This is a genomic window from Vibrio sp. Isolate23, assembly GCF_022398095.1.
In the GTDB taxonomy this organism is placed as follows: domain Bacteria; phylum Pseudomonadota; class Gammaproteobacteria; order Enterobacterales; family Vibrionaceae; genus Vibrio; species Vibrio coralliilyticus_A.
Window position 1 is genome coordinate 151,110 of the sequence record NZ_JAKEUV010000006.1, and the last position, 19,335, is coordinate 170,444.

At 45.3% G+C, this 19,335-nt stretch carries 19 protein-coding genes; 9 read left to right on the forward strand and 10 right to left on the reverse strand.

The features are described from left to right. Nucleotides 1-2 precede the first annotated feature (2 nt). From L1D31_RS15545 to cysE, 5 genes are all read left to right on the forward strand, one after another. Entirely contained in the window at nt 3-965 is a 963-nt protein-coding gene (locus tag L1D31_RS15545; protein ID WP_239837997.1) for a Wzz/FepE/Etk N-terminal domain-containing protein, read from the forward strand. A 123-nt stretch (nt 966-1,088) separates the two neighbouring features. Further along, nucleotides 1,089-1,523 carry a rhodanese-like domain-containing protein gene (locus L1D31_RS15550; RefSeq protein WP_239837999.1) on the forward strand — a complete coding sequence of 145 codons (435 nt, stop codon included), beginning with the start codon at nt 1,089-1,091 and terminating at the stop codon, nt 1,521-1,523. 154 nt (nt 1,524-1,677) lie between these two features. Beyond that, nucleotides 1,678-2,145, forward strand: a complete 468-nt coding sequence (gene secB / locus L1D31_RS15555; RefSeq protein ID WP_239838000.1) for a protein-export chaperone SecB — start codon at nt 1,678-1,680, stop codon at nt 2,143-2,145. 137 nt (nt 2,146-2,282) lie between these two features. Beyond that, entirely contained in the window at nt 2,283-3,317 is a 1,035-nt protein-coding gene (gpsA, locus tag L1D31_RS15560; RefSeq protein ID WP_239838001.1) for an NAD(P)H-dependent glycerol-3-phosphate dehydrogenase, read from the forward strand. 59 nt (nt 3,318-3,376) lie between these two features. After that, complete coding sequence (gene cysE, locus L1D31_RS15565; RefSeq protein WP_239838002.1) at nt 3,377-4,198, forward strand: serine O-acetyltransferase; 822 nt, start codon at nt 3,377-3,379, stop codon at nt 4,196-4,198. Between the two features lie 60 nt (nt 4,199-4,258). Here cysE and L1D31_RS15570 read toward each other — a convergent pair whose 3' ends face one another. From L1D31_RS15570 to L1D31_RS15585, 4 genes are all read right to left on the reverse strand, one after another. Further along, nucleotides 4,259-4,798 carry a PadR family transcriptional regulator gene (locus L1D31_RS15570; protein WP_239838003.1) on the reverse strand — a complete coding sequence of 180 codons (540 nt, stop codon included), beginning with the start codon at nt 4,796-4,798 and terminating at the stop codon, nt 4,259-4,261. A 400-nt stretch (nt 4,799-5,198) separates the two neighbouring features. Continuing rightward, the gene (gene ppc / locus L1D31_RS15575; protein WP_239838004.1) at nt 5,199-7,832 is read right to left on the reverse strand and encodes a phosphoenolpyruvate carboxylase; all 2,634 of its coding nucleotides are present in this window, start codon (nt 7,830-7,832) and stop codon (nt 5,199-5,201) included. 206 nt (nt 7,833-8,038) lie between these two features. Beyond that, complete coding sequence (locus tag L1D31_RS15580) at nt 8,039-8,614, reverse strand: uracil-DNA glycosylase family protein (RefSeq protein ID WP_239838005.1); 576 nt, start codon at nt 8,612-8,614, stop codon at nt 8,039-8,041. Then, nucleotides 8,614-9,537: a D-2-hydroxyacid dehydrogenase gene (locus tag L1D31_RS15585; RefSeq protein ID WP_239838006.1), complete on the reverse strand. Its 924-nt coding sequence runs from the start codon at nt 9,535-9,537 to the stop codon at nt 8,614-8,616. The genes L1D31_RS15580 and L1D31_RS15585 overlap by 1 nt, the downstream gene beginning before the upstream one ends. A gap of 70 nt (nt 9,538-9,607) precedes the next feature. Here L1D31_RS15585 and L1D31_RS15590 point away from each other — a divergent pair, with 70 nt between their 5' ends. Further along, complete coding sequence (locus tag L1D31_RS15590) at nt 9,608-10,195, forward strand: DUF416 family protein (protein WP_239838008.1); 588 nt, start codon at nt 9,608-9,610, stop codon at nt 10,193-10,195. Nucleotides 10,196-10,227: 32 nt separating this feature from the next. On the opposite strand, the gene L1D31_RS15595 is transcribed toward L1D31_RS15590, so the two are convergent. Beyond that, nucleotides 10,228-11,322, reverse strand: a complete 1,095-nt coding sequence (locus L1D31_RS15595) for a hemolysin family protein (RefSeq protein ID WP_239838009.1) — start codon at nt 11,320-11,322, stop codon at nt 10,228-10,230. Nucleotides 11,323-11,672: 350 nt separating this feature from the next. Here L1D31_RS15595 and hupA point away from each other — a divergent pair, with 350 nt between their 5' ends. Next, nucleotides 11,673-11,945 (forward strand): nucleoid-associated protein HU-alpha, encoded by a 273-nt coding sequence (gene hupA, locus L1D31_RS15600; protein WP_239838011.1) that lies wholly within the window; start codon nt 11,673-11,675, stop codon nt 11,943-11,945. Nucleotides 11,946-11,992: 47 nt separating this feature from the next. Next, on the forward strand, nt 11,993-12,688 hold the full coding sequence (locus L1D31_RS15605; RefSeq protein ID WP_239838013.1) for a DUF1481 domain-containing protein: 696 nt from the start codon (nt 11,993-11,995) through the stop codon (nt 12,686-12,688). Nucleotides 12,689-12,741: 53 nt separating this feature from the next. Here the strand turns inward: L1D31_RS15605 and purD are convergent, their stop codons facing one another. Together purD and purH are read right to left on the reverse strand one after the other, a co-directional pair. Beyond that, nucleotides 12,742-14,031 (reverse strand): phosphoribosylamine--glycine ligase, encoded by a 1,290-nt coding sequence (gene purD, locus L1D31_RS15610; RefSeq protein WP_239838014.1) that lies wholly within the window; start codon nt 14,029-14,031, stop codon nt 12,742-12,744. A 274-nt stretch (nt 14,032-14,305) separates the two neighbouring features. Continuing rightward, the gene (gene purH, locus L1D31_RS15615) at nt 14,306-15,898 is read right to left on the reverse strand and encodes a bifunctional phosphoribosylaminoimidazolecarboxamide formyltransferase/IMP cyclohydrolase (RefSeq protein WP_239838016.1); all 1,593 of its coding nucleotides are present in this window, start codon (nt 15,896-15,898) and stop codon (nt 14,306-14,308) included. 272 nt (nt 15,899-16,170) lie between these two features. Between purH and zntR the strand changes: the two genes are divergently transcribed. Further along, nucleotides 16,171-16,605 carry a Zn(2+)-responsive transcriptional regulator gene (gene zntR / locus L1D31_RS15620; RefSeq protein WP_239838021.1) on the forward strand — a complete coding sequence of 145 codons (435 nt, stop codon included), beginning with the start codon at nt 16,171-16,173 and terminating at the stop codon, nt 16,603-16,605. Here zntR and L1D31_RS15625 read toward each other — a convergent pair. The 3 genes from L1D31_RS15625 to dusB all read right to left on the reverse strand — a co-directional run bounded on the left by L1D31_RS15625 (nt 16,602) and on the right by dusB (nt 19,204). Continuing rightward, nucleotides 16,602-17,588 carry a sensor domain-containing diguanylate cyclase gene (locus tag L1D31_RS15625; protein ID WP_239838023.1) on the reverse strand — a complete coding sequence of 329 codons (987 nt, stop codon included), beginning with the start codon at nt 17,586-17,588 and terminating at the stop codon, nt 16,602-16,604. The two genes, zntR and L1D31_RS15625, sit on opposite strands and share 4 nt — an antisense overlap. A gap of 284 nt (nt 17,589-17,872) precedes the next feature. Beyond that, nucleotides 17,873-18,169, reverse strand: a complete 297-nt coding sequence (gene fis / locus L1D31_RS15630; RefSeq protein WP_000462885.1) for a DNA-binding transcriptional regulator Fis — start codon at nt 18,167-18,169, stop codon at nt 17,873-17,875. A 72-nt stretch (nt 18,170-18,241) separates the two neighbouring features. Then, the gene (dusB, locus tag L1D31_RS15635) at nt 18,242-19,204 is read right to left on the reverse strand and encodes a tRNA dihydrouridine synthase DusB (RefSeq protein ID WP_239838024.1); all 963 of its coding nucleotides are present in this window, start codon (nt 19,202-19,204) and stop codon (nt 18,242-18,244) included. Between the last annotated feature and the right edge of the window lie 131 nt (nt 19,205-19,335).

Below are 19,335 nucleotides of genomic sequence, written 5' to 3' on the forward strand. Positions count from 1 at the left end.
CTATGAACAAACCTATTATTCATGATAACCATTTTACGCATGTGCAAGACTTTTCAGTAGCCAAAGATGAAATTGATTTGAGAGAATTATGTTTGGCGATATGGAAGGGAAAATGGATCATTTTCTGTACGACTGCATTGTTTGCGATAGGCGGTGTGCTATTTGCTTTATCTCAACCTAACACTTATCAAGCGTCAGCCACCTTAGTTGCTGCTAACGATGAAAAAAGTGGTGGCCTTGCGGCTATGGCCAGCCAATTTGGTGGGCTAGCGTCATTGGCTGGTATTAATGTGAATAGCGGAAAAACGGACGATAAGTCTTTGTCTTTAGCTACATTGGAATCGCGTAAGTTTATCAATGCCTTTATTGACAAATATGCATTACTACCGATTTTGATGGCAACGCAATCTTGGGATAAAGAACATAATAAGCTAGTGCTCGATCCTGAGATCTATGATGGTAGTCGTTGGTTAAATGATCCTGACAACCCTGAACTATCACTAGAACCCACTGCTTGGCAAGCTTATAAAGCATTTAAAGAACTCTTAAATGTATCTGAAGCAAAAGACACAGGAATTGTCACTGTCAGTATCACTCATTTATCACCTTTTGTTGCTCAGCAATGGACTCAATGGTTGGTGAAGGAGCTGAATTTATGGATGAAAGAAGAATCTTTAACGGAAACTAATCGCAATATTGAGTATCTAGAACAACAATTAGAACGAACTAAAGTGGTAGATATGCAGAATGTGTTTTATCAATTGATTGAGGAACAAACTAAGACACTCATGCTAGCAGAAGTGAAAGATGAATATGCATTTAAAGTGATTGATCCCCCTGTAGTACCAGAAGAAAAAAACGGGCCCAAACGAGCATTGATATGCGTATTAGCGACGTTCCTGGGAGGGATGCTGGGAGTTGCTATTGTATTGGTTCGTTATGCATTTGGTCGAGAGAATGACTAGCTAATTAACTATCAAACTTAAGGTGTTCTCGCCTTAAGTTCTTATCCTCGCTATACTCCCAAACTGAATTTGAGTCCAGAGCTGCTTATATTTAGGCCGCTCTACAATTTAAGAGCACAGGACATGCAAGAATATATCGCATTTTTTCAAGAGAACATGATACTTTCTCTAGTATGGGTGGGCCTTTTGGTTGCCTTAATCATGAATATCGTAAAATCCACAACGGCGGCATATAAAGAAGTGACGGCCTCTCAAACGACACAACTGATGAATCGTGAAAATGGTGTTGTGGTTGATATTCGTAGTAAAGACGAGTTCCGTAAGGGGCATATTACTGATGCAGTTCACATTTTACCTTCTGACATTAAAGCAGGTAATTTAGGTAGTCTTGAAAACCATAAATCTAACCCAATTATTGTGGTATGCAAAACGGGCCAAACAGCGCAAGAGAGTGCTAATCTCCTAGCAAAAGCTGGCTTTGAAAATGTTAGTTTGCTGAAGAATGGTTTAATCGCTTGGAATGAAGCGAATTTGCCTCTGGTAAAAGGCAAGAAGTAAATGGCATGAATTTTACGAAAGCGCTGAATAAAAAATCAGCGCTTATTAGAGAGAGATGTGAACAATTCCACGAATTGTTTGGAAAACCTAGTCACAATCAACTCTCTCAGTTAGTCTCCTAGCAGACGACTTGATCTATTAAAGGATTTTTAAAATGGCTGAAGCAGCACCCCAACAAGAAGCGCAAAATTTCGCAATCCAACGTATTTTCTTAAAAGACGTCTCTTTTGAAGCGCCTAACTCACCAAATATGTTCCAGAAAGAGTGGAACCCTGACGTGAAATTGGACTTAGACACCCAGAGCCGTGAGCTAGGTGAAGGTGTGTACGAAGTGGTTTTACGTCTAACCGTGACGGTTAAAAACGAAGAAGAAACAGCATTTCTATGTGAAGTACAACAAGGTGGTATCTTCACAGCGGACAAGATGGAAGCAGGCCAGCTTGCGCATTGTCTAGGTGCGTTCTGCCCTAATATTCTATTCCCATATGCTCGTGAGACGATTTCTAGCTTAGTGGTTAAAGGTACGTTCCCACAACTTAACCTAGCACCAGTTAACTTTGATGCTCTGTTTATGAACTACCTACAGCAGCAAGCTCAGCAAGAAGGTACAGCGGAAGCTTAATTGTTTCATCGCTATTTCTTAAAGAAATGCACAGAGCATCGAGGGATGTGCTGTGCATTTTTTATTTATTGCTGATAATAGTGCCTTACACTGAAATCATTCCAAGTTCCACATATTAGATACGATCAGGCGGATTAATGACGGACTCAGACATTCAAAACAGCTATGGTAAAGAGATAGCAATGACAGTGCTTGGCGCGGGTTCCTATGGTACTTCTCTAGCTATTTCACTCGCGAGAAATGGTGCGAATGTGGTGATTTGGGGGCATGACCCTGAGCATATGGCGCGCTTGGAATCTGATAGAGCTAATCACGAATTTTTACCAGCGATTGATTTTCCTGACTCACTGATCATTGAATCAGATCTAGAAAAGGCTGTACAGGCAAGTCGTGACCTATTGGTTGTCGTACCCAGCCATGTTTTTGGTATTGTACTGAATAATGTTAAGCCTTACCTAAGACCCGACTCCAGAATTTGTTGGGCGACCAAAGGGCTTGAGCCTGAAACAGGTCGATTGTTGAAAGAAGTTGCAGTTGAAGCTTTAGGAGAAAACCACCCAATGGCGGTTTTATCAGGGCCAACCTTTGCTAAAGAGCTAGCGATGGGAATGCCGACAGCAATCTCGGTGGCTTCTCCTGATAAAGGTTTTGTTTCTGATCTGCAGGAGAAAATTCATTGCAGTAAGACCTTTCGAGTATATGCCAACAGCGATTTCACCGGTATGCAGTTGGGTGGTGCGGTGAAGAATGTGATTGCTATAGGGGCTGGAATGTCCGATGGCATTGGTTTTGGTGCGAATGCACGTACGGCATTAATTACCCGTGGTCTTGCGGAAATGACGCGTCTTGGCGCTGCATTAGGCGCGCAGCCAGAGACCTTCATGGGTATGGCAGGACTTGGCGATTTGGTTTTGACTTGCACAGATAATCAATCACGTAACCGCCGTTTCGGGCTCGCTCTAGGACAAGGTAAAGATGTCGATATGGCGCAGGAAGAGATTGGCCAAGTTGTTGAAGGCTACCGCAACACAAAAGAGGTTTGGTTGCTGTCTCAGAGAATGGGCGTGGAGATGCCGATTGTTGACCAAATTTATCAAGTATTGTATCAAGGAAAAGATGCTCACTTGGCAGCAAAAGATTTGCTTGCTCGAGATAAGAAATCAGAGGCGTAAACGCTGATAGAAATGGAAAGCGATAAGCACTTAAGCCAGCTTAGGTGAAGGGTTGATAAATGAAACATTGTGAAAAACAGAAAGTCTGGCAAGCCATTGTCCGTGAAGCTCGAGAGCTGTCAGAGCAGGAGCCGATGCTCGCAAGCTTCTACCATGCGACGATCATTAAGCATGAGAGCTTGGCTGCTGCTCTAAGCTATATCTTGGCGAACAAGCTGAACACTGCTTCTATGCCAGCGATGGCTGTTCGTGAAGTCGTAGAAGAAGCTTTTAACGCTGATCACTCGATCACGGAGGCCGCTGCTTGTGATATCTGTGCAACAGTGAATCGAGACCCTGCGGTTTCCATGTATTCAATGCCTCTTTTATACCTCAAAGGCTATCATGCCCTGCAAGGCTATCGTGTAGCAAACTGGCTATGGAACCAGGGGCGCATTGCTTTGGCGACTTACTTGCAAAATCAAATTTCAGTCGCGTGCCAAGTTGATATTCATCCTGCTGCGAAAATTGGCCAAGGCATCATGCTGGATCACGCAACCGGCATAGTGATTGGTGAAACGGCTGTGGTTGAAAATGATGTGTCGATCTTGCAAGACGTGACGTTGGGCGGTACGGGGAAAGAGTGCGGTGATCGTCACCCTAAAATCCGAGAAGGCGTAATGATCGGAGCCGGAGCTAAGATTTTGGGTAATATTGAAGTCGGTGAGGGGGCTAAAATTGGGTCTTGCTCAGTGGTGCTGCAAGCTGTCCCCGCTCATACGACTGTGGCTGGAGTACCAGCTAAGATCGTTGGTCGACCTAAGACAGATAAGCCATCATTGGATATGGATCAACAATTCAATGGGCGCTCGCAGAGTTTTATTGGTGGCGATGGTATTTAAGAAGGTACATTCTTAAAAGAAAAAGGGTTGAAGCTTTGGCTTCAACCCTTTTTTGTCTCTTTAACCTAGAGAGCTTAGTTCCGCGAGCACTTCTTCTGCCCACTCAATCCATGCTTGGCGCACCAAGAGATTGCGGCGAAGCGTTAAACGTTCTAAGCGTTGCTGTTTATCCAGCGTTGCAGGGGTTGAGTAATATGCGTTTTCAATTTCCTGATAGTGAGCGACTAACTTGCGTGATTCTTCAACAAGTTCTGCAAGTTGTTCACGATAAGGCGCAGAAGGCTGAACAGCACAAGCCATCAGCTTCGCAGAGAATTCATCACGAACGGTTGGATGTGCTGTGGGTTGATCAAACCATTCACCTAATGCAACACGACCGGAGTCGGTAATAGAATATACTTTTCGGTCTGGTTTGCCTTCTTGAGGCTCTAAAACACAGGTAACCAACTCGTTTTGAGCCATTTTATTTAGCTCACGATAAACTTGTTGGTGGCTGGCTTTCCAGAAGTAGCCAATAGTGGCTGAGAATTCTTTGGTGATATCATATCCAGTTGCGTCGCGCGTGCTTAGAACTGTCAGGATAACGTGTGGTAATGACATGTCTTCAATCCAAATGGTCAAATAACTACTAACAACTGCTTAGTTACTGTCGTGCTTCTTTGGCACTTATCATCAGTGAATGTATTTAAGCAGCGCCAACAAAGTTGGCCATGTCACCTTAAAAAAGCCGTTTTATCACCTAGAGCGATATGTAGATGTTGTTGTGTATCGCAAGGGAGCAACATTATATCTAAATAATAAGCATAAAGTGGAATAGAAGAACAAAATAAACCAAAAAACTGATAATTTGCTCAATAAATAAATATTTTGGATTATTATTCTGTAAAATCTGTATTGTTACTATTTTTTGTTTAAATAATGCTAATTGCTTTGACGTTTTTAGAATCAGATATAGCAAAGGCTGTCTAGGATGACAGCCTTTTTGTGCTTTGGTAATGGTTTATCCAGTATTACGCATACCTGCTGCAATACCAGCAATCGTGACCATTAATGCTTCTTCAAGTTCAGGAGAAGCTGTTTCACTTTGGCGAGTGCGATAGAGTAACTCAGCTTGCAGCATGTTCAATGGCTCAACGTAGATATTTCTCAGGCGAATGGACTCTTGCCCCCAAGGGTCGCTTTGCATTAAGTTCTCATTGTTTTCGACATTCAGTACGGCTTTGATGTCTTTTTGTAGCTGCGTTCGAAGCTTATCGCCAAGAGGTAAGAGCTTTGGCTCGACTAAACGTTCATCATAGTATCGGGAGATCTCAAGGTTACATTTGGTATAAACCATCTCGAGCATGCCTAGGCGAGTGGAAAAAAACGGCCACTCACGGCACATCTCTTCAAGCAATGTTTGATGGCCCTTGTCGATAGAATACTGAATGGCTTCTCCTGCTCCTAACCATGCTGGCAAGACTAAACGGTTTTGGCTCCAAGAGAAGATCCATGGAATCGCACGCAAGCTTTCTACGCCACCTTTAGGGTTACGTTTCGCTGGACGAGAACCAAGAGGCAATTTACCGAGTTCTAATTCAGGGGTAGTCTGACGGAAGTAAGGAACAAAGTCAGGTTCACCGCGGACGACTCGTCGATAAGCTTCACAGCTTACTTCTGATAGGACATTCATCAGATCGCGCCATTCCTGTTTCGGCTCTGGTGGTGGTAGCAAGTTAGCTTCCAAAATTGCACTGGCGTATAGGTTGAAGCTGTTTACTGCCACTTCTGGTAAGCCCAGTTTAAAGCGGATCATTTCGCCTTGCTCGGTTACTCGAAGGCCACCTTTCAGGCTTTTTGGTGGTTGAGATAATAAAGCGGCATGAGCCGGGGCACCACCACGGCCAATCGTTCCACCTCGACCATGGAATAGGGTGAGCTCGACTCCTTCTTCTTCAGCGACCTTCACCAAGGACTCCATCGCGTGGTACTGAGCCCAGCCTGCAGACATTACTCCGGCATCTTTCGCTGAGTCAGAATAGCCAATCATGACCATTTGGTGGTTTTGAATAAAACCACGATAGAGATCAATACCCATTAGCTGCTTGATCACTGACTCTGCATTATTCAGATCGTCCAACGTCTCAAAAAGTGGACAGACATCCATACGATATGGGCATCCCGCTTCTTGCAGTAATAGGTGTACCGCTAAAACATCAGAGGCGGTACGCGCCATCGAAATAACGTAAGCGCCGAATGCTTCACGCGGTTGGGCTGCGACAATCTTACAGGTATCCAGTACTTCTTGGACGGGCTCTGATGGTTGCCAGTCACGTGGGAGAAGTGGACGTTTAGAAGCCAGTTCATTGGTCAGAAAGGCAATTTTGTCTTGCTCACTCCACTGGTTGTAGTCACCAATGCCAAGGTAGCGAGTCAATTCGGATAACGCATCTGAATGGCGGGTACTCTCTTGGCGGATATCCAAGCGTACCAGATGCACCCCGAAGGCTTTGATACGTCGCAGGGTATCGAGTAGAGAACCATCTGCAATAATGCCCATACCACATTCATGTAGAGATTGGTAACACGCATAAAGTGGTGCCCATAGTTGTTCGACACGCTGAAGTGGGGCTTTAACGGCTAGCTTCTGGCCGTTTACTTTTGCATCAAGTATTTCTTTGGTTTCGGTCAGTAGGGCTCGTAGTTGCTTTAGTACCGCACGGTAAGGCTCATGTTCATCTTCACCAGCTAGTGCACGTACCGCCTCATTACAACGAGTCATTGAGAGTTCGCTTACCAACTCATTGATATCATTAAGGTATAGATCTGCCGCTTTCCAGCGTGACAGCAACATCACTTCACGGGTAATGGTGTGAGTGACAAACGGGTTACCGTCACGATCCCCTCCCATCCAAGACGAGAAGTGGACAGGGCGTGCATCAATGGGCAGGCCTTCTTCAAGGTAGCCTCGTAGGCGGCCGTCCAATTCGCGTAGGAAATCAGGCACTGCTTCCCACAGTGAATTTTCTACAACCGCGAACCCCCATTTAGCTTCGTCAAGGGGAGTCGGGCGCTGCTGGCGAATGGTGTCTGAATGCCAACTTTGGGCGATCAATTGTTCGAGGCGGCGTTCTGTCTTTTGACGTTCCTTCACTGACAGATCGTTTAACTCTAATTTCGATAAGCACTTATTGATTTTGACCAGTTTGTTGATCATCGTGCGGCGTGTGATCTCAGTGGGGTGCGCCGTAAGTACCAACTCTATATTGAGGTCACGGACCGCTTGAGTGGTATCGAGTTTACTGATGCCATTTTGGCTTAGTTTGGAAAACAGGGTATTGATGGCATCGGGTTCACAGACGTGCGCATCACAATGACGAGAGATCGTATGGTACTGCTCTGCCATGTTGGTGAGGTTGAGAAATTGGTTGAAGGCATGCGCAACAGGAGTGAGTTGCTCATCAGGTAAGCTCTTGATCTCTTCAATCAAGCTTTCACGATCAGATTGATTACCAGAAAGCGCGGATTTAGAAAGTTTACGAATAGTTTCTACTTTTTCTAGAAGCGCATCACCATGCGCATCCTTGATCGTGTTGCCAAGTAAATGCCCTAGCATGCTTACATTACTTCTGAGAGCAGAGTATTTCTCGTTCATTGTCATCCTGCCTTGTAAAAAAATTACATCCATTGTTCCTTGTTAAGTAGACAATCTAGCGAAAAATATCGCTTTGAGTCAAATGGTGTAGGCTAAGTTTGCAGATATTGTGCAAATGAATGTAATCAATTTGGCTAGACGGTGTTTTCTATATTTGTTGAAATTTTATTACAAAAATGCGACTCGCTTAGAATCTATATGGTGACTTAATGTCCTAAATGCTCATGCACATATTGTCGAATGAACGGGACTACTTCATTCTCAAACCAAGGGTTACGCTTGAGCCAGAGCGTATTTCGCGGCGAGGGGTGGGGTAGAGGTAAATAGCGTGGGGCCCATTGTTGCCAGACTCGCACGGTTTCAGTCAGCGTCCTCGGTTTATCTTGCAGGTAGTAATTTTGCGCATATTGGCCGATTAACAGTGTCATCCCTACATTGGGTAACTGCTCAAGAATTTTATTGTGCCATTGAGGAGCGCATTCTTTTCTCGGTGGGAGGTCACCACTTGTCCCCTTACCCGGATAGCACAACCCCATGGGCATGATGGCGATATTATTTGAGTCATAAAAGTGAGCTTTGTCGAGATCAAGCCATTGACGAAGCCTGTCACCACTTGGATCATTCCAAGGGATGGAGGTGTTGTGCACTCGGGTACCTGGCGCTTGCCCTATGATTAGCAATTTGGCTTGCTTACCTGCCTGAATGATTGGATTTGCACCGAGCGGTAGCTCTGGCTCACAAAGCTTACACTGGCGAACCTCTTTGAGTAATTTTTCTAGCATCAATAACCTTTCTCGAGATCGACTTCATTGATGAGTGAAAAGCCGTCTCGCCAGCGTTGATAGTTCTCAGCAAAGATCTCGACAACTTGCTCAGGAAAACTGAGCGCGGCGATATGAGGAGTCACAGTAATGGCAGGATGATGCCAAAAGGGATGCTGGGCTTCTAGTGGTTCGTTTTCAAACACATCAAGATAGGCGTGAGTGATAGATTGGTTTTCAATCGCAGACAATAGGCCAGATTCACAGATAGCATTACCACGGCCAACATTGAACAGTAGCGCAGAGCGACAATGAGAAAGAGATTGGCTATTGAGAATATGCAGTGTATCGGGTGTGCTCGGAAGCGTGTTAACAATAACGTCGACTCGGCTGAGTACACTTTCCAGCTCTTGAATATGGTAAGTCTCCGCGAAAGGCGAGTGCATGGCCGGAATGCCGCTACGATTAATGCCGATCACTTTTATGCCAAATGCTTGAGTCGTTTTGGCGAGGTGGCTACCTATCGAGCCTGTCCCTAAGACCAATAAAGTGAGTGCGCTTAGAGACTGGTAGGGTTTGGGCACCCACTTGGCCTGATTCTGACTTTCTTGATAGTGCAAAAAGTGGCGATGGTGTTGGATGAGGTACCCCAACACATATTCTGAGATTTGTTGACCAAATATTCCCTTCACATTGGTGAGAAGAAAATCGGACTTTTCTACTGTAGCGAGTGCATCCACTCCTGCATAGACAGATTGCATCCATTCAAGATGAGGGAAGTCATTCAGCTTCTTGGCGGCTAATGGAGGGGAAGCCAATAATATGCACGCTTCATCGGGCATCTGAGTGATGGCTAAGTCTGGTAATTGTAGAGCATCAAGCTGCTTTTGATAGGCATCGTTGTTTTCAGTCAGTAAATAGACTTTGTTGGTAAAATTGTTCATCGGCTTTGCTTTTTTCCACTATGGTTATCAAGTACACTTCCGCTGTCTTTTTCTGAACCAATGAGTCCCTATGCTACAGAACCCTCTTCAACTTCGTCTCGAGAAGTTAGAACCTTGGAAGCAGATTACCTTCATGGCGTGTCTGTGTGAACGTATGTACCCTAATTATGCGATGTTTTGTGACAGTACGGAATTTGCTGAGGCACGAATTTATCGCGATATTCTCGATAGTGTATGGGAACAGCTGACGGTTAAAAATGCGAAAGTAAACTATGAACGTCAGCTAGAGAAATTAGAAGAGATTATTCCGAGCTCCGAAGATTTCGACTTTTATGGGGTGTTGCCTGCTATTGATGCGTGTGTTGGCCTGTCGACATTATTGCATGGTTTGCTAGATCGTGATGACTTGTTTGAAAGTATGCAAAAGGTCAGTCAACAATCAGTACAGACAGTTGCTCAGCTCGAGGAAGCTCAAACGGGTATTGATATAACCAATGAAAATCAGAAAGACAATGAAGCCGTATGTGAAGAGTGGGACGTTCAGTGGGCTATTTTCCGACCACTAAAAGACGCTCAAGAACGAGACGTCGATTTAATTAAAGATCTTCGCTTAGAGCTCAGAGAAGAAGGCATGAGTAATATTGGTGTGAGCCTTTAATCTGTAACGGGAGCTCAAGGCTCCCGTTATGATTAGTTATCTTCTTTTCTACTGAATTCTGACGCTTGATCCTCGTCGTCGTCTCGACTTTCAATCACACCGTGGGTTTCTTTCCACTTTTCCCAGCGTTCAAAGGCTAATTCTTGCATATCGGTTGCGCGATCCGCTTCATCGACAATTTCTTCTCCCACTAAGTGCTCGAAGATGTCTTCCAATGTCAGAATACCTTGCACTGTACCATATTCATCAACCACCATCGCAAGCTGGAGGCGCTTAGCCATCATCTGCTCGAATGCTTTAGGCAGAGATAAGTTATTTAGTAACACATGGACAGGACGCATTACCGCCCCCAGTTGTTTTTCACCGCAGCCTGCTTGTTGGAGTTTGAAGAGTTCTAATCGATGTGCAAATCCAATGATGTTATCTTTTGATTGGCTGTACACCAGCGGGCGTGAAAAAGGCGTTTCTTTATATTCAGAAAGAAACTCATTGATGCTCATTTCAGCATCGACGCGGAATACGACTGGCCGTGGTGTCATTACCTGAGTGACTGGCACATTTTGGATGCCCAGTAAGTTGTTAAGGATTTTGGTTTCGCCTTCAGCAAACTCACCACTTTCTTTCGCCAGGATGGCCATCGCCGATAACTCGTCGCGCATTTTTGGGGCTTCGTGGCCACGTGCGAGACGTTTAGTAATCTGCTCTGAAAACCACACAAATGGGGTTAATGCCCAAACCATCCATCGCAATATCACTGCCGCTAGAGGGGCAAGCCGTCGCCAGTAGGTCGCCCCAATCGTTTTCGGCACAATTTCAGATAGCACCAGAATACCCAGTGTCAGGACACCAGAGAACACGCCTAGCCACTCACTGCCGAATACAACAGCCGCTTGAGCACCAGCGCTGGCCGCACCAATAGTGTGAGCAATTGTGTTCAGGGTTAGAATCGACGCTAATGGGCGGTCTATATCTGCTTTGAGCTTAGAGAGTTTGTTGGCCGCAGGGTGTCCCTGCTGACGCAATTGAGCCAAATAGCTCGGGGTAATACTCAAAAGAACCGCTTCCAAAACGGAGCAGATAAAGGATACGCCAATCGCAACAGAGACGTATATGGTTAGCAGTAACATAAGTGTCCTATATAGGTTATACCAGCACCAAATTTTGCAATGTACTCATCAAAATTATCAATCATGAAATGAGCCACTATGCCTGGGCATTATTGGTGTGAGTATTTTATATTCGCTTCAAGCCCCACAATATCAGGCTTCGTGGACCATCAGCGCTTTATAAATAAGGTTAATTATGATGAAAAACAAGCCTTCTCATAGGAGAGGAAGGTAACAAATTGTGAGTTAATACTCATATTATGGTTAAAAGTACGTCATGAAAGCTAAAGATCGCTTACAAACCTTTGCCAGATGGGGCATTTATGCTTTAGAGTGAGTTGAATTCGATAACATATGAGAAGGGAAACCTAATGAACAAGACCCAATTAATCGACTTTATCGCAGAGAAAGCAGATCTATCTAAAGCACAAGCTAAGGCTGCTCTTGAAGCAACTCTTGATGGTGTGACTGATGCACTTAAAGAGGGTGACCAAGTTCAACTAATTGGTTTTGGTACATTCAAAGTAAACCACCGCGCGGCTCGCACTGGTCGTAACCCAAAAACGGGTGCTGAGATCCAAATCGCTGCTGCAAACGTTCCTGCATTTGTTTCAGGTAAAGCTCTGAAAGACGCAGTGAAATAATTTATAATGCGCCAAGGTAGTCTTCTGTCTTGGCGCATCACTGTCTCATGAAAAAATATTTATTCTCTTCACTAATCATCTCTTCTATTGTTGGTTGCTCTTCCAGCGCTCCTCGACCTAACTTAGATCAATTCGCATATTATACGGGTGGAAAGAGTATGGGTGATGCGACAAGTTTATATTGGTATACCGAAAAGCAAGCTTCTCCAAGCACTGCAGCAGACTATGTCACTGCTGGAGATTACGGGTGGTACAAGACAGACTATCGCTGGATTGAAGGTGAACTTCGAGAGCTGATTCGTGAAGGTGAGCAATTAAAAGGGGAGCAAGGACTGGTGCCGTACCGAGTTCATGTTCGCTTTAACAAAGAGGGTGAAGCGGTTTACCAGCAATATCGTTTGGATGGAAAAGTTTTTCCTGTGAAACCTGCTGAACTGGAACGTTATAAGAGTGACGCCGAGTCTGTTACCAGTGTAACGAAAGAACAAGATAAAAAAGGTCAAGAACTGATCCAAGGTTACTGGGATGGTACAACCTTTGAAACTTGCTCGGGGCAAAGTTATTCTCGACTTGAGTTTAATCAGACTCTGCCTTCTTTTGTAGTGAATCGTTTGGCGGGTGTGGATAACTATGTCGCATTCTTAGGCTCAACCCGAACCAATCGGGTGACGGTTGAAGACCTATTGATGTTAGCAGATGAAGACCATTCTTGTATCGAGAGGCCAAGTTTGCTTTCGGATTAAGCTACTCAACAAATAAAAGGCGCTTTTAAAGCGCCTTTTTTGATTCTGAGAGGTTATTCGCTTTTTTCGCGCTCTATCGCTCTGTAACCAATGTCATTACGATGGAACATACCATTCCAACTGACTTGCTTAGCTAGCGCGTACGCTTGCTGCTGAGCGTCTGAGACGCTATTTCCCAGAGCAGTTGCACATAGAACACGACCGCCATTCGTCACAATGTCGCCAGCTTCGTTGTTTGCAGTGCCGGCGTGGAAGATCTTCTGACCTTCGACTTCGGTAGCCGGTAGGGAAATCACATCACCTTTTGCGTAGTCTGCTGGATAGCCCCCTGCGGCTAGAACCACACCGATAGACGCACGTGGGTCCCATTTAGACTCGGCTTCATCAAGCTTTTCGTCGATAGCCATCAGACAAAGCTCAACAAGGTCAGATTCCATACGCATCATAATAGGCTGCGTTTCTGGATCGCCAAAGCGGCAGTTGTACTCGATGACTTTCGGTGTACCGTCTTTGTCGATCATAAGACCAGCGTAAAGGAAACCAGTATAAGGGTGACCTTCTGCATCCATGCCACGCACGGTTGGGTAGATAACTTCTTCAAGGATACGTTCGTGGATCTCTGGGGTTACCACTGGTGCTGGGGAGTAAGCACCCATGCCGCCAGTGTTAGGGCCAGTGTCTTTATCGCCCACACGCTTGTGGTCTTGACTGGTGGCCATTGGCAGAACGCTCTGACCGTCTACCATGACGATGAAACTGGCTTCTTCACCGTCGAGGAACTCTTCGATCACCACACGGCTACCGGCTTCACCAAACGCGTTGCCAGCCAGCATGTCTTTGATTGCATCTTCCGCTTCTTCAAGCGTCATCGCAACAATAACCCCTTTACCTGCAGCAAGACCGTCTGCTTTTACAACAATAGGAGCACCTTGCTCACGAACGTAAGCCAGAGCTGGTTCAATTTCAGTGAAGTTAGCGTACGCAGCCGTCGGAATGTTATGACGCGCAAGGAAATCTTTGGTGAACGCTTTAGATCCTTCTAGCTGCGCAGCCGCTTGAGTAGGACCAAAGATAGGTAATCCCGCTTCACGGAAAGCATCAACGACACCAATAACAAGTGGCGCTTCTGGGCCAACAATCGTCAGCTCGATCTTCTTCTCTTGAGCGAATGCAACCAGCTCAGAGATGGCTTCAACACCAATGTTTACGTTTTCTAGCTTTGGCTCAAGCGCGGTACCTGCGTTACCAGGTGCAACGAATACTGTCTCAACGTTTGGGTTTTGTGCTGCTTTCCAACCTAAAGCGTGCTCACGACCGCCGGCACCAATAATCAATACATTCATGTTTTAAAATCCTTATAGCTGCTTCAGAGCCTTTATTTCTGTGTCAAACATGCTCACTTATGGTCATAAGCTCCACGTGTTTTCCTTGAACTAAAGTCACTGACGTGCTCTACGTATTTCAAATATCGAAATATTTAAAAAACAAAATTATAAGTCTTGCTCAAAGTAATTGGTGATGTGGCTAGGTAGCAATTGAGCCCATCCCCGGGAGCATAGCCAGCTGGGGTGGGCGAAAGCCGCTAAGGACGCCACAGTGCCAAATACGAAGAGGAAATTAGTGGCGGAAGTGACGCATACCGGTAAAGATCATCGCCATGCCGTGTTCGTCCGCTGCAGCGATAACTTCGTCATCACGCATAGAGCCGCCTGGTTGAATTACACACTTGATGCCTGCTTCTGCTGCCGCATCGATACCGTCGCGGAATGGGAAGAATGCATCTGATGCCATCACACAACCTTCAACCTGTAGACCTTCGTCTGCAGCTTTGATGCCTGCGATTTTCGCAGAGTAAACGCGGCTCATTTGGCCCGCGCCTACACCGATAGTCATGTCGCCTTTCGAGTAAACGATCGCGTTTGATTTCACGTACTTCGCTACTTTCCAGCAGAATAGGGCATCTTTTAGCTCTTCTTCTGTTGGCTGACGCTTAGAAACTACTTTTAGGTCGTCTAGGCTTACCATGCCTTGATCGCGGTCTTGAACGAGTAGACCGCCATTCACGCGTTTCACGTCAAAGCCCGTCGTCTTAGTTGTCCATTCGCCACACTCAAGCAGACGCACGTTCTTCTTCGCCGCAACCACTTCAATCGCGCCAGCAGAAACAGATGGAGCGATGATTACTTCAACGAATTGACGCTCAACAATCGCAGATGCTGTTTCAGCATCTAGCTCTTGGTTGAAGGCAATGATGCCGCCGAATGCAGATGTAGGATCAGTTTGGTAAGCGCGGTTGTATGCTTCTAGAATGTCTTTACCTAGAGCCACACCACATGGATTCGCGTGTTTAACGATCACACATGCTGGCTCGTTGAACTCTTTCACACACTCAAGCGCTGCGTCCGTGTCTGCAATGTTGTTGTAAGAAAGGGCTTTACCTTGGATTTGACGAGCAGTAGAAACCGAAGCTTCTTCAGGGTTTGCTTCAACGTAGAAAGCAGCTGCTTGGTGACTGTTCTCACCATAGCGCATGTCTTGCTTCTTCTTGAATTGCTGGTTGAAAGTACGTGGGAATTTAGACTCTTCATCACCTTCTTTGTTCTCACCGTAAGATGGAACCATAGTACCGAAGTAGTTTGCGATCATGCCATCATAAGACGCGGTGTGCTCGAATGCCGCGATAGCGAGGTCGAAGCGTGTTTCTAGCGTAAGAGACGTTTCGTTTGCGTCCATTTCTGAGATCACGCGGTCGTAATCGTGAGCGTTCACAACGATAGTCACGTCTTTGTGGTTTTTCGCTGCAGAACGGACCATTGTTGGGCCACCGATGTCGATGTTCTCTACCGCATCAGCTAGGGTACAGCCTTCTTTAGAAACGGTTTCGGCGAATGGATATAGGTTTACAACAACCATATCGATAGGGTTGATGCCGTGTTTTTCCATCACGTCATCATCTTGGCCACGACGGCCCAAAACACCACCATGAACCTTTGGATGTAGCGTTTTCACGCGTCCGTCCATCATTTCCGGGAAACCCGTATAATCGGATACTTCAGTAACGTTAATGCCTTGCTCAGCAAGTAAGCGGGCTGTACCACCAGTGGATAGGATATCGACACCGCGCTCAGCAAGCGCTTGGGCAAACTCAACAATACCGGTTTTGTCTGATACGCTGATAAGGGCGCGGCGAATTGGACGAGCGTTGTTCATGCTTCCATCTTCCTCAAAGTCATGGAGTTAAACTAAAGATATTTGCCAAAAATGAACTTGTTTTTATCTCGTAGGGATAAAATATTGGCCAGTTTTGGTAAAGACCTTTTTGCCAGTCGAGACTGGGCAGGTATTAGACTCTAAACTTGATGGCGCACATTCTAACTAATTTATTACAAAAAAGCTCGCGCAATCGTTTGGCATCTCAAAAATAATTATGAAAACCGTGCTTTTTAACTTAAAAAGTAACGAGATAGTTAATAAGGAAAGTTATGTTCCAGATTGGAGAACTGGCAAAGCGTTGTGGTGTGACCACCGATACTTTGCGCTTCTATGAGAAAAATGAACTAATCCGCCCCATGGGGCGCAGTGAATCGGGTTATCGTCTTTATAACGAAGAAAATCAGAAACAGGTCGGTTTTATCCTAAAAGCCAAAGACCTAGGGCTAAGTCTGGAAGAAATTCGCGAGCTGCTAGAGATAAAGCTAGAAGCCACCGAGCACAGTTGTGCCGAAGTAAAAGCCATCACCTCGGCAAAGCTCGAAGTGATTGATGAAAAAATTGCAGAGCTAAACCGTATTCGCCAAGCATTGAAGAAAATCAACGATGCGTGTTGTGGTCATGTTGATGATGATGCCAGTCACTGTTCGATTTTAGGTGCGCTGGGAAATGAAGAGCATGAACAATCGTGTTGTTCTGAAGATTAACCCGCCTGACGAATCCGAGCTTGGGTAGCCGATTGCACCTTCATATCGGGCAAACTACTGTGGTAAAGCGTAACCTGATTACGACCTGTTTGTTTTGAGTAGTACATGGCTTTATCCGCTTGGATTAGCAGCTGTTTAACATTTTGGATGTCAGGTGTGCTTTCCGCAATGCCGATGCTTACGGTTGGGTGAATAATATGTTCATCGACATGGCAGGGGGTACTCTCGATGGATTGACGAATGCGTTCAGCGATGTCGTAAGCTTTTATCGCATTGATATTAGACAGCACGACACCGAACTCTTCTCCTCCTAACCGCCCAATATAATCACTACCACGGATTTGTTGCTGGCAAATTTTCGCCACATGTGTGATGACTTCATCTCCTGAGAGGTGGCCCACCTGATCGTTAATCTCTTTAAAGTGGTCAATATCAATCATCAAACACGATAGCCCATGCTGTGTGTCTTTGCTGCTAGTCAGCTCACTTTCTAGTGCTTCTAAGAAGGCTCGTCGGTTGAAGATACCCGTGAGTTCATCGGTTTCTGAAAGTCGCTTCAGTTCTTCTTGGCGGTGGTAAGTACTGGTGATGTCGCGTTCTTGCCACAGCACATATTGAGCTCCATCCACGATACACAGGGGTTTGATCGTCGCTTCAAACCACATTTCATCTCGCCCATTTAAATTGTCCAGTTCATTAATAGAGAAGTGTAGACACTCTATAGGGCTAACACTGTACTGCACAATCAGCGGCTTTGCTGATGCTGTTACCGTTTGTATATAGCTGAACAATTGATCGGCTTTATCGTGCGGAAGGAGGTCATGGAGTGTTCTGTTGGTATAGCCACTTTTTTCGAGGCGAACAGAATGGAACGTTCCCCCAAAACCCTCGATAAAGCGCCCCGATTGATCCAAAACGAAAAGTCGGTCAGGAAGTTCATTAAGAATCTGGCTCAGCCATGCTTCCCTTTGCTTATCAAGCATATAGTTTTATCCAACAATAGGTGAACACCGCATTATATCTAGACAGGTAGTGATGACAATCGTGAGAGATCACAGTTTGCTTACTATTTGCTCAATTATAGGATGTGAAAGTGAGACGTAATATGCGCTTGGTTTGTACGCTTTAGCCTTAAAATCAGTGAACTAGCTGAGCTGGAGAGCCAAATAATTACTATGAAATGAAGTGAATAAATGGCAAGCGATGATAAAGAGAAAAGCCGAATCCCTGAGGAATCGGCTTTCTTAGAAAAAACTCGTCAGAACGATTAGTTCATGCCGTATTTTTTAAGTTTCTTGCGAAGAGTACCGCGGTTAATACCCATCATAGTTGCTGCGCGAGTTTGGTTACCGCGAGTGTATTGCATAATGGTATCTAGTAGTGGCTGTTCAACTTCAGCTAGAACTAATTCGTATAGTTCTGTGACTTCTTGGCCGTTTAGTTGAGCCAAGTAGTTTTTAAGAGACGCTTTAACAGAGTCACGTAATGGTTTCTGAGTAATTTGGTCCTGTGACGTTACTGTCGTTACTGTTAATGCTTCTGAAGTCAGATTTTGTTCGAACATATTCGGTCTAGCTCTTCTCTTAATTATGATGCAACGTTTACCTATTGTATCTAAAGCGTTCGCTTCAAATAGTTAGGCTTTATCAAAATACGCTTCTAACGCTTCAAGTTGCAGCTCTGCTGTCTCAATCGCGTTGAAGGTACGGCGAAACTCACTTGCTTGCTCATGCTCTTTTAGGTACCAACCTACGTGCTTACGCGCGATTCGTGGCCCTAAATACTCTCCATAAAAATCGTGGAGCGCATTCACATGACCCAGCAGAATGTCTTTCACTTCCGTGGACGGAAGGTCAGGCATCGTGGTGCCGTTTTCCAAAAAGTGTTGGATTTCCTGGAAAATCCATGGACGACCTTGGGCGGGACGTCCAATCATCAGAGCGTCTGCACCGGTGTACTCCAGTACGCGCTTGGCTTTCTCTGGGCTATCGATATCACCGTTTGCAATAATCGGTATCGAAATCGCCTGCTTGACTGCTCTGATGCTGTCATATTCTGCCTCACCTTTGTACATACAGGCTTTTGTTCTGCCATGCAGAGCAAGCGCTTGTATGCCGCAGTCTTCGGCTAATTTAGCGATTTGGACACAGTTTTTATTATCTGGGTCCCAGCCTGTTCGGGTTTTGAGTGTCACAGGGACATCGACTGCATTGACTACCGCTTTAAGGATACCTTCGATGATATCGGGAAAGCGAAGCAGTGCAGAACCGGCAAGCTTCTTATTCACTTTTTTTGCTGGGCAGCCCATGTTGATATCGATGATTTGCGCACCGTTCTCAACGCTAAACTGAGCAGCGTCGGCCATCAGTTGTGGATCCGCACCCGCAATCTGTACAGAGCGAATGCCCGATTCACCTTCATGCACCATGCGTTGCTTGGACTTAGACGTTTTCCATAGCTTTGGGTTTGAGGACATCATTTCACTGACGGCCATCCCAGCACCATAGCGGAGGCATAACTCTCGAAACGGTCTATCGGTCACTCCCGCCATCGGGGCGACGATGAGATTATTCTTAAGTTGATGATTTCCGATTTTCAAAACGTCTTCACAGCTTAGTACCAGCAAGGGCGCGCATTTTACGCATTTTTTTCCGCTGTGAAAAGACTAATATTTGAGCATTTACAAATTGTTTTTGTAATTTGTATGAATTTCAAACAATTAGCCCTGAA

Excerpts from the sequence above, each read along its gene's own strand:
- L1D31_RS15545 (WP_239837997.1), top strand. The coding sequence starts at position 3 with ATGAACAAACCTATTATTCATGATAACCATTTTACGCATGTGCAAGAC.
- L1D31_RS15550 (WP_239837999.1), top strand. The coding sequence starts at position 1,089 with ATGCAAGAATATATCGCATTTTTTCAAGAGAACATGATACTTTCTCTA.
- secB (WP_239838000.1), top strand. The coding sequence starts at position 1,678 with ATGGCTGAAGCAGCACCCCAACAAGAAGCGCAAAATTTCGCAATCCAA.
- gpsA (WP_239838001.1), top strand. The coding sequence starts at position 2,283 with ATGACGGACTCAGACATTCAAAACAGCTATGGTAAAGAGATAGCAATG.
- cysE (WP_239838002.1), top strand. The coding sequence starts at position 3,377 with ATGAAACATTGTGAAAAACAGAAAGTCTGGCAAGCCATTGTCCGTGAA.
- L1D31_RS15570 (WP_239838003.1), bottom strand. The coding sequence starts at position 4,798 with ATGTCATTACCACACGTTATCCTGACAGTTCTAAGCACGCGCGACGCA.
- ppc (WP_239838004.1), bottom strand. The coding sequence starts at position 7,832 with ATGAACGAGAAATACTCTGCTCTCAGAAGTAATGTAAGCATGCTAGGG.
- L1D31_RS15580 (WP_239838005.1), bottom strand. The coding sequence starts at position 8,614 with ATGCTAGAAAAATTACTCAAAGAGGTTCGCCAGTGTAAGCTTTGTGAG.
- L1D31_RS15585 (WP_239838006.1), bottom strand. The coding sequence starts at position 9,537 with ATGAACAATTTTACCAACAAAGTCTATTTACTGACTGAAAACAACGAT.
- L1D31_RS15590 (WP_239838008.1), top strand. The coding sequence starts at position 9,608 with ATGCTACAGAACCCTCTTCAACTTCGTCTCGAGAAGTTAGAACCTTGG.
- L1D31_RS15595 (WP_239838009.1), bottom strand. The coding sequence starts at position 11,322 with ATGTTACTGCTAACCATATACGTCTCTGTTGCGATTGGCGTATCCTTT.
- hupA (WP_239838011.1), top strand. The coding sequence starts at position 11,673 with ATGAACAAGACCCAATTAATCGACTTTATCGCAGAGAAAGCAGATCTA.
- L1D31_RS15605 (WP_239838013.1), top strand. The coding sequence starts at position 11,993 with ATGAAAAAATATTTATTCTCTTCACTAATCATCTCTTCTATTGTTGGT.
- purD (WP_239838014.1), bottom strand. The coding sequence starts at position 14,031 with ATGAATGTATTGATTATTGGTGCCGGCGGTCGTGAGCACGCTTTAGGT.
- purH (WP_239838016.1), bottom strand. The coding sequence starts at position 15,898 with ATGAACAACGCTCGTCCAATTCGCCGCGCCCTTATCAGCGTATCAGAC.
- zntR (WP_239838021.1), top strand. The coding sequence starts at position 16,171 with ATGTTCCAGATTGGAGAACTGGCAAAGCGTTGTGGTGTGACCACCGAT.
- L1D31_RS15625 (WP_239838023.1), bottom strand. The coding sequence starts at position 17,588 with ATGCTTGATAAGCAAAGGGAAGCATGGCTGAGCCAGATTCTTAATGAA.
- fis (WP_000462885.1), bottom strand. The coding sequence starts at position 18,169 with ATGTTCGAACAAAATCTGACTTCAGAAGCATTAACAGTAACGACAGTA.